This is a genomic window from Photobacterium sp. GB-72 (genome assembly GCF_003026095.1).
Taxonomy (GTDB): Bacteria; Pseudomonadota; Gammaproteobacteria; order Enterobacterales; family Vibrionaceae; genus Photobacterium.
This window is the reverse complement of record NZ_PYNV01000006.1, coordinates 66,684-81,344: the sequence shown is the minus strand read 5'-3', so window position 1 is coordinate 81,344 and position 14,661 is coordinate 66,684. Positions and strand designations below refer to the sequence as shown.

Here is a 14,661-nt window from a genome sequence, read left to right as displayed (position 1 = left end):
AGCGATCGATCGTAATACATCATAGGAGGGTGTGTTATGAGTCTTAAACGTTATTTAGATAAGCTATCACCAAAGTTCAAACCTGGTGGACAATACCAAACCTTTTATCCCTTGTTTGAGGCGGTTGAAACTATTTTCTATACCCCTGGACAGGTCAACAAAGGTATTACTCATGTTAGAGATAGCATTGATTTAAAACGCATTATGATCATGGTTTGGTTAGCTGTTTTTCCCGCCATGATTTGGGGTATGTACAACATAGGGCAACAATCTAGTCATGCGTTGTTATACGGACTTGATGCGACGGCAGCGCAACAAGCATTGGATTCCTCATGGCGACTTAGCTGGATATGGGGTTCTCTTGACGCCGTTCAGCAATCAAGTTGGATCAGCGATCTCTTAGTTGGTGCTAGCTACTTTTTCCCTGTTTATCTTACTGTCTTTATAGTTGGTGGTTTTTGGGAAGTGTTATTTGCCATTATTCGGCGGCATGAAGTGAATGAAGGCTTCTTCGTCACCTCAATTTTATTTGCGCTTATTCTTCCTCCGACTATTCCACTTTGGCAAGCTGCGCTAGGTATTACCTTTGGTATTGTTGTCGCAAAAGAGATCTTTGGTGGTACGGGTCGAAACTTCTTAAATCCAGCACTCGCCGGTCGTGCTTTTTTATACTTCGCCTACCCTGCAAATATGTCTGGAGGCGCTGTTTGGGTTGCAGCGGATGGTTATTCAGGGGCGACACCACTCAGTCAGTGGTATGAAGGTGGACAAAATGCACTGACGAATAATATGACGAGGCAACCTATCTCATGGTTTGATGCTTTCATTGGTAATATTCCCGGTTCAATGGGAGAAGTCTCAACCCTATTTATCGCGCTAACAGGCGTCATCTTAATTTTTATGCGAATCGCATCGTGGCGAATTGTACTAGGTGTTTTCATCGGCCTCGCAGGGAGTTCCTTACTACTTAACACCATTGGTTCAAATACTAATTACATGTTCTCAATGCCCTTCTATTGGCACTTTGTTATTGGTGGTGTCGCTTTTGGTACTTTCTTTATGGCAACCGATCCAGTTTCTGCCGCATTTACCAATAAAGGGAAATGGGCATACGGCATTTTAATTGGTGTGATGACCATATTCATTCGCGTGCTAAATCCTGCTTATCCCGAAGGTATCATGCTCGCTATTTTATTTGCCAACTTGTTTGCGCCACTGTTCGATTTTATGACCAAAACAGGAAATATTAAACGCCGTGCTAAACGGGCGGCATTAAAATAGATACCTTCACTGATACCCTTATCAACTATCTGATTACACGATAATCTTTCGTTTCGTGTAATCAGATAATAAGAAAAATATATCAACAGAAATTATCGTTACAGTATGTTGTTATGATAAAGATTAGGTTCTTAGTATTAATTGTCGTTATTAATAGCCGTTACGCTTGATGTAATAGCAACTAAAGCGGTAAAATACGTGCCCTGTTTTAAATCGTGAGTATGTTGAATGTCTGAACAAAAGCGAAAGGCGCTAAAGAAAATAGCAAAATGCCTTGAGTTAGGTAACTCGGCTAACGTTAATGAAGCCGCGCAAGCTATTCGTATGGCCCATCGCCTCATGCTCAAATATGGTCTTGAGAAAGACGATATTGAATTCATCAAAATGGGCAAAACAAAATCTCAAACCTTACTCCCAACTGATATAAGCGCACAGATATTAAAAATAATCCGTGGTATTAACCGTCGATTTGGCGTGGAATGTGTACTAACTAATTATAAAGGTTTAAAAAAAGCGGAATTCATCGGTATGGCTGAGCGCGCAATTTTCGCCGCTTTTGCTTTTGATGTTGTATATCGTGAAATGAACCAACAAACGGGACAATTTAGAAATAGTTTTGCCGGTTCTGGCACTAGCACACAGGAAGTCACACGACGTGTAAACTCTTTCCTAGCAGGTTGGCTTGAAGGTGCATTGGAAAAACTGCCGGAGTTAACGACAGACGATGACCATGATCAACGTATGGCGAACTACATTGATAAACAATTTGAAAACCTTGATCGTGAAACGTTTAAAAAACAGCTACAGGAAGCAATGAAAGCACTCACCGATGATTATGAAAAAGGGATGAAAAAAGGCCGTTCCATTTCGGTTAGCCGCCCTGTCGGTGGTAAATCAGCACAAGAAGAATTAAAAAGACTTAACTGATTCTATCCTTTTCTCGTAAAAAAGCTGCTAATGTGGCTTTTTTTATAACTTTTTAATTTATAAATTACCATAATCGCTAATATAGCTACCATTTCACGCCTATCACAAATCGATGTACATCGCTGATAAATAGCTTAAAAGCATAGTTATTAGCCTCTTTTTATCTAACTTTATTTGACTCGTTTAAAAAAACAGCAAAAGAACAACTATAAACACGATATTTCAAAGAAATGAGATTCCAGTCGCGTTTTTATGTTAGAATAAATCAAAATCCCTTAATTCCATAGCCATCAAGACATGAAATTTCCTGGTCAACGCAAGTCAAAACATTACTTTCCTGTCAATGCCCGCGATCCATTAATTGTTCAAATTCAACAAGACAATCCATTAGCAAAATCACATCTAATTGGTGTTGGTCAAACCATAGTTGATATTGAAGCTCGCGTTGACGATGACTTCTTAGCCAGACATGCTCTTACTAAGGGACAATCTGTCGTTCTTGATGAAGATAAAGCTGAACTGCTTTATAAAGAATTAAAAGATCGTAAGCTTATCAGCCACGAATACCCTGGCGATACCATTGGTAATACATTGCACAACTACTCTGTATTAGCTGATGATAAGTCAATTCTGCTTGGTGTAATGAGCCAAGATCTAAAAATCGGTTCATACGCCTACCGCTATTTATGTAACACCTCTAGCCGTATGGATTTAGATTACCTGCAGCCTGTCAATGGCCCTATCGGTCGTTGTTACACGCTTATCAGTGAAGATGGTGAACGTACTTTCGCGATTAACGAAGGTCAAATGAACCAGCTTCGTCCAGAAAGTATTCCTGAATCTGCATTCAAAAAAGCCTCTGCATTGGTGCTATCAACTTACCTTGTTCGTGGTAAGCCAACAGATCCAATGAAAGATGCGGCACTGAAAGCTATCGAATACGCGAAAAAGTATAATGTGCCAGTCGTACTGACGATGGGGACTAAATACGTTATCGAAGATAAGCGCGAATGGTGGATTGAGTTTCTAAAAGAGCACGTCACCTGTGTTGCGATGAACGAAGAAGAAGCTGAAGCACTAACCGGTGAAACAGATCCACTGACGGCTGCCGATAAAGCACTTGATTGGGTTGATATGGTTTTGTGTACTGCCGGTCCTGCGGGTTTATACATGGCGGGTTACACCGAAGATTCATTAAAGCGTGAATCATCACTGCCGCTTCTGCCGGGTAAGATCCCAGAATTCAATAAATACGAATTCAGCCGCCCAATGGCAAAAAGTGCATGTGAAAACCCAATTCGTGTTTACTCTCACATTGCCCCTTACCTTGGTGGCCCTGTTGAGATCAAAAACACAAACGGTGCGGGTGATGCTGCGCTTTCTGCACTTCTACACGATATGTCTGCTAACCGTTTCCATAAGGTTAATGTACCTAATTCTGCGAAACACACTGCGAATTTCTTGTCGTATTCGTCTTTCTCTCAGATTTGCCAGTACTCTAACCGTGTTAGTTATGAAGTATTGATCCAACACGCACCTCGCCTATCTCATGGCCTACCAGAGCGTGAAGACTGTTTAGAAGAAGCATACTGGGAACGTTAATTCCAATTTGTAATAGTTTAAAAAAGGGGCTAATTAGCTCCTTTTTTGTTATTTGCATTTAACTCAATGTGATAAGTGCATCGCAAAATTTTGCCACTTCATTGAAAGTTAATATTTTGTTAATTAGGCTTGAATTTTTCGATTACTTTATAAAGTTGCAGTCTATATTGTTAAGGAAAACAATGAATAAAATATTAATCGTGTCGTTATCGGCTTTATTAAGTGCCCCCACATTCGCAGGAATGCAACCATTCTCAGCAAACAATCTTCCTGAAAATTGGCCGAATTATGAAATCCAAAATTACAATGCCCAAGTTGAAAATGGTTACGACGGCCCACTGAGTAACATTCTTGTTATTTACGATCCAAGCATCAAACCTGAGCAGTTAAATCGATATTTGATGCAGCAAACCGCCATTGCGAATAAAGCTCACGACATCAACAACATCAAATACCGCCGTAACATTGTTGCCGCCATTCCTATGAAATTGGAAGGCGATAATGTGGCAGAAGTTGCGGATAGTTTTTCATTTGGTGATTTTGATGAGATACGCCGCAAATACGGTGCCTCAGTCGTCTCACTTGTAATCAACAGTAACCTTGCTGACCGTCAGTGTGGTGTGCAAACCAGTTACCACACCGTCAGCGTATTTAACGAAGCCTGCTCACTACCAACGTTGCTAGCGCACGAATGGGGACACGTTGACCGTCTAGGTCATGAGTACGAGCACACACAATCACATTTTGAAGATGACAACTACGCATGGCTCTGTAGCGGAAAACCGACCATCATGAGTGCCGACCTCAATTACAATCAGTTTGATTTGAATGAGTTCTATTCGGACCCCAACGTAACAAGAGGTGGCGAAGCGTGTGGTACAGTAACCGCGAACAATGCGAAAGTATTACTCGAAACAATTAGTGATATTGAATACGCAAGATGGGCGCAAGTACCACCTTTAGAAAAAATTGGTAACGTCACTATTGCTCTGGATGAAAACCAATCGTCAGAATTTGAGAAAGTTATCACGGTGACACGTGATGGTGACTTGTCTCAAGCTGCTTCGATTGAAGTTTACTCCGATGCGGTCACCGCTGTGCCAGCAACCGATTATCAAGAGCTGGCAAAACGTGTTGAGTTTGCACCGAACGAAACCACAAAAACGGTATCTCTACAACTTGTCAATCCAGCACCTACTGATGCGATTTGTGATGATGGTGAAAGAACGTTAAAACTTGGTACACGATGGGGAGAGAAACTTGGCTCATCTAACCAACTCGATTTTACCGTTAAAACGCCTGAAGACACGCTAGCTAGTTGTGCGAAAGACAAAGAGCCAGAACCAACACCGACACCAGCACCAGATAATGGAAATGACGGCGGTGGCGGCGGTAGCACAGGTCTATTGAGTCTATTTGGCCTTGCACTATTGCTCTTCAGACGTCGTAATTAATTTTTTAATTACAACAAGCCGTTCCTAACCATTAGGAACGGCTTGCCACTTATAGACCATAACCATTTACATCAACAAGTTGCTGTTTACTATGCACAAAGACGCCACTACCTCGCCCTATTTCTCTATTTTCGGCATCATAAACCGCCGCTTCAACAATCAACTGAGATTTATTTTGGTTTACCAGCTTCCCCACTGACCGCATTGTCCCTTCTGAAATCAATCGAGTTAAATAAGTCGTAAACGATGTTGTTAATACAAACACTTCGGTTTCTAGTAAGCTTGCGACAAAGAAAGCAGCATCATCAAGCATTTTAATAGTGCTTCAATACTATTTGCTTTCATTTATTTTTCATAAATACTAATAAACCCTTATAAGTCGCATTACATATACGCTTATCAGACACTGGATATGGCGTTCCGACAGTAGAAAAATTAATAGAACTTCACGTTATTTTATTTAAAATTAAGAAAACCTCTTTAACTAGATAAACACAGGTGATTTGTATTTCCTGTATTTAATCACTTTAAGTAGTAATATATTAACCAGTGCTTTCATATGAAAATTTTTCTAATTTTTTAACATTTTATATAACTTTTTTACTACTGGTAATCAAAGTTATATTTTAATGTTTAATTTAATAAAAAACTTAGCATTTATAACCGAGATAGCAAAACATTAGGGGTAATAATTTAAATTAATTACGAATACTATTTTAAAAACCTTGCCAATTCCAATATTGATGATGCGTAGATATGGCTACACTTTAGCTCGCCATAGCTTGTTTGTTATTTACATTGCGCTCGTTCAACATAAATAAGAGAGGAAAAATAAAAAACACCAATCAATCGACCAATCAACCAATCAACCAATCAACCAATCAACCAATCAACCAATCAACCAATCAACCAATCAACCAATTGAAACCATTTAATAAATGATGAAAGCCTATGAATGATCGCGCAACAGAAAAATAATATTTAGTTTCTTTTTATGATGTTACAACAACGTTTTTTCTTCAGAACAGTCTGAATGCTTTCAATTAGTTGAAAGTCACATACGATGATGATGTTATTGTTTAGAAAAAGAAGCTGTTATACGACAATTTTCTACGTTCTTTTTATCTTACTTTCTTGATACTTCTATTAACCAATTCTAAACTTTATATTAGAGTGCAATTTAAATCATATAATTATTAAATGTGCATTCCTGTATTTTTACTAGACAAACAAAGCAATCGCTTATGATAGAGATCATAAGTTAAATATGAAACAATTCTTATATTTTATTTTTACTTAGAAGTATATATATGAATACATTAATGTCTAATTTATATTTTCAATCTTAGAATCATTATGATTTCTTTACCCTATTAGATCATAACTAGATTATTCGAAAATTTAATTAACAGATAAATCATATAATTACCCGACTGCTTTTTTAAATATTTATTGGCTTGATACTTGTAAATTTTTCAATGATGAAAGGCTCAATTACTTCCATTAATATTTTTAACTGAGTGAGGCAAAGATATGAAGTGTTTAAAACACTCTTTACTAGCATGCTCGTTAGCCTTAGTTTCAACCTCGGCCCACAGCATCATACCGCATGCATTCACTGACAATGGTGGCTGCCCTAGTAATGCTTTTTTGTTTCAAGGTAATCCAACTGTAGTGTACCAAATGGATTTATCTTCTGGATTTTATCGCCCATCGAAAACGATGGCATCTCAAGTTAATGCTGTCGGATTTAACGTAACAGACAGTTATATTTACGGATACGACGTAAATAATGAAGAAATTGTCCGTATAAATCAGCTTTTTGATTTCGAAAGTATTCCCGTCACAGGTATTGACACCACCATGCCCTATCCAACTGGTGACGTTTATAATAATAAATATTATATATACAGACAGGGTGTAGGTATGTACGAGATAGATCTAACGACTTTATCTGTTACTCTCGTCATGACACCCAGTAGTGCCACATTAAACCTTCATGATATGGCTTTTCATCCCGATTCATCTGGACGACTATTTACTGTTGATAGCGACAATAAAAAGCTTTATGAAATAACTAACTTTACTACACCCAATAGTGCATCGTTTGTTGAAATTGGTGGGATCAATGTTCCAGAAAACGGTGGTTTTGGTGCGCAGTATTTCGATTCAAATGGTTTCCTCTACCTAAGCCGTAACGATGATGGCGCCATTTATAGAATTGATTTAAGTGATTTATCGAGTTTTACATCAAATGCCGTTTTTTATTCTGATGGTCCGACTTCAACGTTGAACGATGGCGCTAGGTGTTCAACGTCTGCCATAGTTGCTGAAAATACAGATTTTGGTGATGCTCCTGATACATACAAAACATCCCTTTCTACTAACGGCGCTCGTCACTACAATATTTCAGGCGTCAATTATTATTTTGGTTCCAACATTGATACAGAAGGCGATGCTTTTGTTTCACCGAATTCAGATGATGCCAATAGTGTTGCTGATGAAGACGGTATTTCGTTTCCGGCAAACTTTAGACAAGGTTCTGACGGTTTAGTTAACGTGACTATTGGTGGCTCAGCAAATGGTTTTATCAATGCATGGTTTGATTGGAATAATAATGGTGTATTTGATGAGGCAACAGAACATGCGATTGATGATGAGTTATTAACCGCTGGAGATGGAACAACACCAGCAAGTCATGTTCTGAAAATTAGAGTGCCTGACGATGCAGCCACTGGACAAATATGGGCTCGTTTTCGTATTTCCAAAAATGCAGGTTTATTATCTTATGGGGGGACCTCTTACGGTGAAGTAGAAGATCACCAAGTAACGATTGATTCCCAACCCGTTACCCATAACTGGTACCCATCCTCAGGCTCTTGGGTAACATTGGCATATGAGGATGACTGGCCGCAAGAAGGCGATTTCGACTTTAATGATGTCGTTATATATTACCGCGTTGATAAAGTAACGAACTCTGCGGGTGATGTTCTCCGCTATGATATATATGGAAATTTAAGAGCATACGGTGCAGACTTTGCGAATGGTTTCGCTGTAAAATTTGATGGTATTCCCGTTTCTGCCGTAGATGCGGACAGAACTAAGTTAGTGATTAATGGATCAACCTTACACCCTAAACAGATATTAGAATCGGGCACAACTGATGCGGTTGCAATTATTTCAAATAATCTCCTTACAGAAATACCGACCCCAACCTGTTCAGGATTCTTAGGAACTTTTTACAGAGTATGGACGGGGTGTAATTCCGATGCCGCTGATTTATTCCAATTTGAAGCAAGCATTCCTTTCATAACGCCATTAGCATCATCGAGTGTTCCCAGCATGCCTTTGAACCCATTTCTATTTGGTACGCCAGGTATTGATCATGGCGAAGGTACGCGTGCAACTGATGGCCGTGCAATTGAGATTCATCTGAAAAATACAGACGTTTCAAGTAAGGCAAATACTGCTTATTTTGCAACTGAACATGATGATTCTGCCTATGTAGATAGCGACTGCCCTGGTATTAACTGTGATACCTATCATACTTCAAACGGTATTCCATGGGCTATCGTAGTTGATGGAACATGGGATCACCCTAGCGAAGGGATAAACATACTTGAAGCCTACCCTGATCTTCAAAGTTTCTCTGTATCTGGCGGTAGTACTAATACGGACTGGTATCTTCGTGCGAACTCAGATATTACTAAGCTCTTCGAGTAAATCTATTCGTAAGCGATGAATATAAAAAAGCCGACAGTGCTTTCACACTGTCGGCTTTTACTGTAGCTCGTTAATTGTTTATCTGTGGCACTTATTCATCATCTACCGAATAAATATTCCACTTCATATCAATTGTTTTATCTGTGCCTGATACCGCTGCGATAACACGTCTATTTCGCTCTGCAGCAATCTCTGTTTCACTATCATCAATAGGCTTGGTGTAACCATAACCTATTGCTTGTAGACGATTAGGGTCAATAAAGAATGTATCTTTCAACATATCAACCACAGCTTCAGCACGAGCCTGAGACAGTGCCATATTCAACTCATAGCTACCGGTCTTGCTACAGTGCCCTTCAATCGTCACAGACGAGTCAGGGTACTGATGCATAAAATTAGCAATGGCCTCTATTTCACGCTGATACACGGGTTTAATAACGGCTGAATTATTAGCAAAATTTAATTTAAGATCTACACGCTCAGAAGTTTCTTTCTCTTTTCCACAGCCAACATTATTAACAAATGAGCCTGGCACACTGTTTGGGCATTGATCGCGTGCTTCAATCACACCATCACCATCTAAGTCACGTAGATCGTATTGCTGTGTCGTTGTTTGTGATTCAGAACCGTCGGATGAAGCACAACCGCTAATCATTGTAGACATAATGACTAACGAACTTAATAGTCTATTTTTTTTCATTATTCACTCTCTCCTTGACGAGTTGCTTCACTGTTCCAGTTCTCAGGCGTTGTTACACGTAGTGATGAGATTAGCTGCCCTGTTGCATGTAATATGCGGTATTGTGAAACAAGCTCATCAAACTCAGCGCGTAAATAACTTTTTCGCGCTTCAAACAATTCGTTTTCAGAATCTAACAAGTCTAATAATGAACGTTGGCCTAATTTAAATTGCTGCTCATACGCTGATTGGGTTTCTTTCGAAGCCTCAACATGTGTACGGATAAAGTCTCGTTGCTTAGCCAAAAAGGTATTAGCATTCCAAGCGAGTGTTGTACCATCTCTTACATCGCGTGATGTATTTTGATGAACACTTTTTGCTTCATCAATTCTATATGCTGCTTCACGAACTCGAGACGTGTCTTTGCCACCATTAAAGAGGTTATAACGTAACTGAATCCCTGCCTGTAACTCTTTATCTTCCCCTTCAAGCGCATTTTCATAATCAAACTTTTCATCTGACCATTTACCACCAAGCTCCAAAGTGACTTCAGGATAATAGTTAGATTTTAAAGCCTCTCTCTCTGAACGCGCTGCATTAATATCACTGTTGGATGATTTCAATATCGGATTATTTTTTTGTGCTATTTCAATCGCTTGTTCTAATGATGATGGAAGTTTGTCTTGATCGGCCATTGGCACAATTACATTCTCTGGCGATTCATTAACCACTCGAATAAATTCACTTCGTGCATCAGCGAGATTATTTTGTGCTGACATTAAATTAGAATTAGCACGTGCTAAACGCCCTTTACTTTGAGATAAATCAGCGCTTGAACCTAAGCCAGATTCTGTTTTCTCTTTTATTTGGTCAAACAAAAGCTGATGCTTTTCAACATTGTTTTCTGCTAACTTAACAATCTGCTCTTCTACTAAGTAATTGATGTAGACTTTTACCACCGAAAGCGCGATATCTTCCGCTGTAGCAAAAAGTTTTAGTTGATCCGCTTTAGCTTCAAAATCTAAACGTGATAATTCATGTCCTGTTAAAAAGCCATTAAATAATACTTGTCGGATACTAATTCCAACTTCTGGTGATTCTGAATCAACCATATCTTCTGTTTGTAATCGACTCTGAGGAGTTGAGCTTTGCTTAAAACCATAACTCGCCGTCAAATCAACAGTCGGTAAATAGTCACCAAACACTTGATTACCTTGCTCCTCTCGGGCTTTAAATTGACTTAAAGCCTGCTGTAACTGAGGGTTAGTATCTAAAGTAACCGCAACAGCTTGCTCTAATGTTTGGCTCATGGCTGACACTGGATATAACGATGAAACAATGGCTGTTGTAATCAAACTCTTCTTAATACAATCGCGTATTCCATAACGCATAAATGAATATCCTTCTCTTATTTTTATGGTTTAGCGCTCTCTAAGCGCCATTTCCTTAGCTCTTAAAATCGGGTTAAGTATGTATTCTAAAACTGTTCTTTTTCCTGTAATTACATCAACAGATGTCAACATACCGGGAATAATAGGCAAAGGTGTCTGATCTGATTTCATTAAATGTGAGTTTGTTGTGCGAACCTTTACTAAGTAATAACTATTGCCCTCTTCATCTTGCGAGGTATCTGCACTAATATTCACAACAGAGCCTTCAAGCCCGCCGTAACGAGTAAAGTCATACGCTGTTACTTTTACAACAGCCGGTAACCCAGGGTGTAAAAATGCAATATCTTTAGGCTGGATCTTTGCTTCAATTAATAAGTTATCTTCCGTTGGTACGATATCTAATATGGCTTCACCGGGTTTAACCACGCCACCAATGGTTGTTATATTGATACTTTTAATTGTGCCATTTACGGGTGAATGTAATATCGCTTTATCTACTTTATCCTGCGAGCCAACCTGCGCTTCGGTTAAACGTGAAAGTTTGGCTGTCATTTCATTAAGTTGAGCTCGTACATCTTTTTGATAATTCAACACGGCTTCACGTCGCTTTAAAATAGATTCATCTAAAGCGGCTTTTACCTTCGGTTGTTCAGCATAAAGTGCCGAAAGTTCACCTTTGGTTTCATTGACTTTACGCTCTAACTGCAACAGTTCAACTTCCGAGACAATGCCCTTTTTCGCTAAAGGCTTTGTCATTACTAATTCTTTATTAATCAGTTTTAAGCTACTTTTCAGGGTGCGAATTCGAGATGATAATGCGTAACTTTCCTGTTGCTGTTGAACAATTTGACGAGCAAGGATCGCCAATTGATTTTGAAGTTCTTCTAACCGCCCTTGATATTCATCCTGCTGGCGAGCGATGAGTTCAGGCTCTTTTTGTGCAAGTTCTTGGGAGAAAACAAGCGGCTCGATATTGATCTTAATCCGTTCTTTCCAGTCTTTAATATCATCATCAATTACAATGCTTTTCAGTTCTTGCCGAAAACGGGCAATATTCGTGTTTAAGCTATCTTCTTCGTCTTCTTGCTGAGCTAAATCAGAACGAAAACGAGTATCATCAATACGTACAAGGGGTTGACCTTTTTTAACTGTCATTCCTTCTTCCACGTATAGCGCTTGCAACAGACCGCCATCGTAACTTTGAATTACTTGTACTTGTGATGATGGAATAACCTTACCAGAGCCTCTAGTGACAAGTTCCAATTGAGCAAAAAAAGCCCAAATAAAGAAACATATCAACATAAAAAACAGTGCCCATACCATATAACGATGCTTTCTTGGCGAATCAATCATCATCGCGTTGTAGACATCATCCATCATCTCTTGATCTTGGTCGGAAAAAGGCTTATTCATTCCGGCCTCCCGATACACCTTGCTGTAACTGTTTCAATACTTTTTCACGTTGATCATCTAAAACGATCTTACCGTTATCAACGACGATAATGCGATCCACAAGCGGTAGTAATGACATTTTATGGGTGATAATTAGCAAGGTTCGATTTATGGCAACATGCTGCATTGAATGCATAAAACGCTTCTCTGCATGTGCATCCATACTTGCTGTTGGCTCATCCATTAATAAAATTGGAGGATCATTTAATATCGCCTGAGCTAGTGCGACTGCTTGACGCTGCCCTCTCGATAATGCGTTTCCTAACTCTCCAACTTGTTTATCTAAACCTTCTGAGTCGCTATCTGTAAAGCTGCTAACACCTGAGAGTTGAATTGCACGCAACAACTGATGTTCAGTGACTTGTCTCGTTCCAAACATAATATTGTCACGAATAGTGCCATGAATAAGCGTGATATCTTGTGGCATGTAACCAATATTTCTTCGCAAATCTGCGGGGTGAATTTGTTCACGATCAATGCCATCAAAGCGTAGACTTCCTTCTGTTGGGCAATATAGCCCCGCTAATAACTTCGCTAATGACGTTTTACCTGAACCATTTTTACCAAGAATCGCGATTTTCTCACCCGGTTTAATTGAAAAGTTCGCAGAGTCAATCGTGCATTTTTTCTGATTCGGATACGAAAATTGGACATTTTCTGCCTTAATAGCTCCTTTCATTCTATGGCGACTGATCAAATGTGCTTTGTCTTCAAATTCACTTTCTTCTTGCATCAGTTGATCTAATTGACGCAGAGAACTTGACGTTTGATTGGCTCTTGTTAATAAATTTGCTAACTGAGCCATAGGAGAAACAACACGGCTTGATAACATGACAGCAGCGATAATCCCACCCATGGATATATCGACCGTTGATACACGATAAACGCCTAAAACCACAACACCAATAGCCGTTAACTGAGTAATAAAGGTGGCAAAATACGAAACAGAGTTAGAGATTTTTTTAACTTTTAACTGCCAATTAGCAGTATGTGCGATCATCTGTTGCCAGTGCCGTTGTATCATCCCTTCTGCACTATTTGATTTAATCGCCTCTATCGCCGTTAAACTTTCAATTAAATGTCCATGTTTTAACGCTGAAAACTTATTAGACTCCTCAACGGCTATTTTTAATTTAGGTTGAACCAGTAATGTATAACCAATAATTAATAAGCCTGCAATTAATGGAATAACAGCAAGGTCGCCAGCAACAAAATAAATAACTAATAAGAATAATAAAGCAAAAGGTAAATCAATTAATGTCGTTATCGTTGCTGACGTCAACATGTCACGAACATTATCAAATTCACCTAATTGTTTTGCCATTCCACCAACTGAAGATGGACGTTTTGATAATGGAATTCCAATCACTTTTTCAAATAAACGAGATGAAACAACAATATCAATTTTCTTCCCAGCTAAATCGATTAAATACCCTCTAATATGACGCATTAAAAAATCAAATATAAAAGCAACGACAGCACCGCTGGCTAAAACCCATAATGATTCAAATGCTAAATTAGGTACAATTTTATCGTACACATTCATCATAAATAAGGGAGAGATTAAAGCAAAAACATTCACTAATATCGAAGCAATTAATACGTCTCGATAAATAGGGCTGGCTTCTTTAATCATATTCCATAACCAGTGACCGTAACTAACATGTTGATGAACATCAACACTTTGGTCACCTCGGTATTGCTTCTTAATAAAGAAGCAATACCCCGTATAGCAACTTTCTAGCTCTTCTAATGAAATTTCAGATTCGCCACCATTATCAGAAAATTGAATCACAGCAAGGTTATTTACTTGATCTAATTCCCTTAAAATACATGCTTGCTTATCTTTTAAAAGTAAAACACAAGGCAAAACAAGTGGCGTTATATCTGATAACAATTTACGTAATAATTTTGCGGTTAAACCTGCTCTTGCTGCTGCTTGAGGAAATATATCAGGCGTGACTAAAGCACTTTCAAGAGGAAGCCCTGCAATTAACGCATCTCCAGAACAAGGGTTTCCATAATATTCAGACAAAATAACAAGACTATCCAATAATGGATCATCCGTTGTTTTTAATGAAGCAGGAATACTCCAATATTCCTGCTTATTTTCAGCTGTGGATATCATGAATTATACGTCCTTGTTACTTTT

11 protein-coding genes are annotated in these 14,661 nt (G+C 38.8%); 6 read left to right on the top strand and 5 right to left on the bottom strand.

Features of this window, described 5'->3' with window-relative positions; translation table 11 throughout:
- Positions 1-36: 36 nt before the first annotated feature.
- The 4 genes from C9J40_RS09170 (at position 37) to C9J40_RS09155 (ending at position 5,264) form a co-directional block, all read left to right on the top strand.
- A complete protein-coding gene (locus C9J40_RS09170) occupies positions 37-1,281 on the top strand; it encodes an NADH:ubiquinone reductase (Na(+)-transporting) subunit B (protein WP_107246614.1) in 1,245 nt (414 codons plus the stop codon).
- 228 nt (positions 1,282-1,509) lie between these two features.
- Positions 1,510-2,208 carry a DUF2786 domain-containing protein gene (locus C9J40_RS09165; RefSeq protein ID WP_107208174.1) on the top strand — a complete coding sequence of 233 codons (699 nt, stop codon included), beginning with the start codon at positions 1,510-1,512 and terminating at the stop codon, positions 2,206-2,208.
- A 297-nt stretch (positions 2,209-2,505) separates the two neighbouring features.
- Positions 2,506-3,810: an inosine/guanosine kinase gene (locus tag C9J40_RS09160; protein ID WP_107208173.1), complete on the top strand. Its 1,305-nt coding sequence runs from the start codon at positions 2,506-2,508 to the stop codon at positions 3,808-3,810.
- A gap of 182 nt (positions 3,811-3,992) precedes the next feature.
- A complete protein-coding gene (locus tag C9J40_RS09155) occupies positions 3,993-5,264 on the top strand; it encodes a GlyGly-CTERM sorting domain-containing protein (protein ID WP_233220310.1) in 1,272 nt (423 codons plus the stop codon).
- Between the two features lie 49 nt (positions 5,265-5,313).
- Here the strand turns inward: C9J40_RS09155 and C9J40_RS09150 are convergent, their stop codons facing one another.
- On the bottom strand, positions 5,314-5,577 hold the full coding sequence (locus C9J40_RS09150; protein WP_233220309.1) for a hypothetical protein: 264 nt from the start codon (positions 5,575-5,577) through the stop codon (positions 5,314-5,316).
- A gap of 473 nt (positions 5,578-6,050) precedes the next feature.
- Between C9J40_RS09150 and C9J40_RS22380 the strand changes: the two genes are divergently transcribed.
- On the top strand, positions 6,051-6,206 hold the full coding sequence (locus tag C9J40_RS22380; protein ID WP_369918889.1) for a PT domain-containing protein: 156 nt from the start codon (positions 6,051-6,053) through the stop codon (positions 6,204-6,206).
- Between the two features lie 591 nt (positions 6,207-6,797).
- Positions 6,798-8,987: an LruC domain-containing protein gene (locus tag C9J40_RS09140; RefSeq protein WP_107246612.1), complete on the top strand. Its 2,190-nt coding sequence runs from the start codon at positions 6,798-6,800 to the stop codon at positions 8,985-8,987.
- Between the two features lie 91 nt (positions 8,988-9,078).
- Here C9J40_RS09140 and C9J40_RS09135 read toward each other — a convergent pair whose 3' ends face one another.
- The 4 genes from C9J40_RS09135 to C9J40_RS09120 are packed head-to-tail and all read right to left on the bottom strand — an operon-like array spanning position 9,079 to position 14,637.
- Positions 9,079-9,687 (bottom strand): OmpA family protein, encoded by a 609-nt coding sequence (locus tag C9J40_RS09135; RefSeq protein WP_107246611.1) that lies wholly within the window; start codon positions 9,685-9,687, stop codon positions 9,079-9,081.
- The gene (locus C9J40_RS09130) at positions 9,687-11,057 is read right to left on the bottom strand and encodes a TolC family outer membrane protein (RefSeq protein WP_107246609.1); all 1,371 of its coding nucleotides are present in this window, start codon (positions 11,055-11,057) and stop codon (positions 9,687-9,689) included. The genes C9J40_RS09135 and C9J40_RS09130 overlap by 1 nt, the downstream gene beginning before the upstream one ends.
- 30 nt (positions 11,058-11,087) lie before the next feature.
- Positions 11,088-12,470 (bottom strand): HlyD family type I secretion periplasmic adaptor subunit, encoded by a 1,383-nt coding sequence (locus tag C9J40_RS09125; protein WP_107246607.1) that lies wholly within the window; start codon positions 12,468-12,470, stop codon positions 11,088-11,090.
- On the bottom strand, positions 12,463-14,637 hold the full coding sequence (locus C9J40_RS09120) for a type I secretion system permease/ATPase (protein ID WP_107246606.1): 2,175 nt from the start codon (positions 14,635-14,637) through the stop codon (positions 12,463-12,465). The genes C9J40_RS09125 and C9J40_RS09120 overlap by 8 nt, the downstream gene beginning before the upstream one ends.
- Positions 14,638-14,661 lie beyond the last annotated feature (24 nt).

Bases quoted from the DNA above. Each gene is read 5' to 3' on its own strand.
- C9J40_RS09170 (WP_107246614.1), top strand. From the start codon at position 37: ATGAGTCTTAAACGTTATTTAGATAAGCTATCACCAAAGTTCAAACCT.
- C9J40_RS09165 (WP_107208174.1), top strand. From the start codon at position 1,510: ATGTCTGAACAAAAGCGAAAGGCGCTAAAGAAAATAGCAAAATGCCTT.
- C9J40_RS09160 (WP_107208173.1), top strand. From the start codon at position 2,506: ATGAAATTTCCTGGTCAACGCAAGTCAAAACATTACTTTCCTGTCAAT.
- C9J40_RS09155 (WP_233220310.1), top strand. From the start codon at position 3,993: ATGAATAAAATATTAATCGTGTCGTTATCGGCTTTATTAAGTGCCCCC.
- C9J40_RS09150 (WP_233220309.1), bottom strand. From the start codon at position 5,577: ATGCTTGATGATGCTGCTTTCTTTGTCGCAAGCTTACTAGAAACCGAA.
- C9J40_RS09140 (WP_107246612.1), top strand. From the start codon at position 6,798: ATGAAGTGTTTAAAACACTCTTTACTAGCATGCTCGTTAGCCTTAGTT.
- C9J40_RS09135 (WP_107246611.1), bottom strand. From the start codon at position 9,687: ATGAAAAAAAATAGACTATTAAGTTCGTTAGTCATTATGTCTACAATG.
- C9J40_RS09130 (WP_107246609.1), bottom strand. From the start codon at position 11,057: ATGCGTTATGGAATACGCGATTGTATTAAGAAGAGTTTGATTACAACA.
- C9J40_RS09125 (WP_107246607.1), bottom strand. From the start codon at position 12,470: ATGAATAAGCCTTTTTCCGACCAAGATCAAGAGATGATGGATGATGTC.
- C9J40_RS09120 (WP_107246606.1), bottom strand. From the start codon at position 14,637: ATGATATCCACAGCTGAAAATAAGCAGGAATATTGGAGTATTCCTGCT.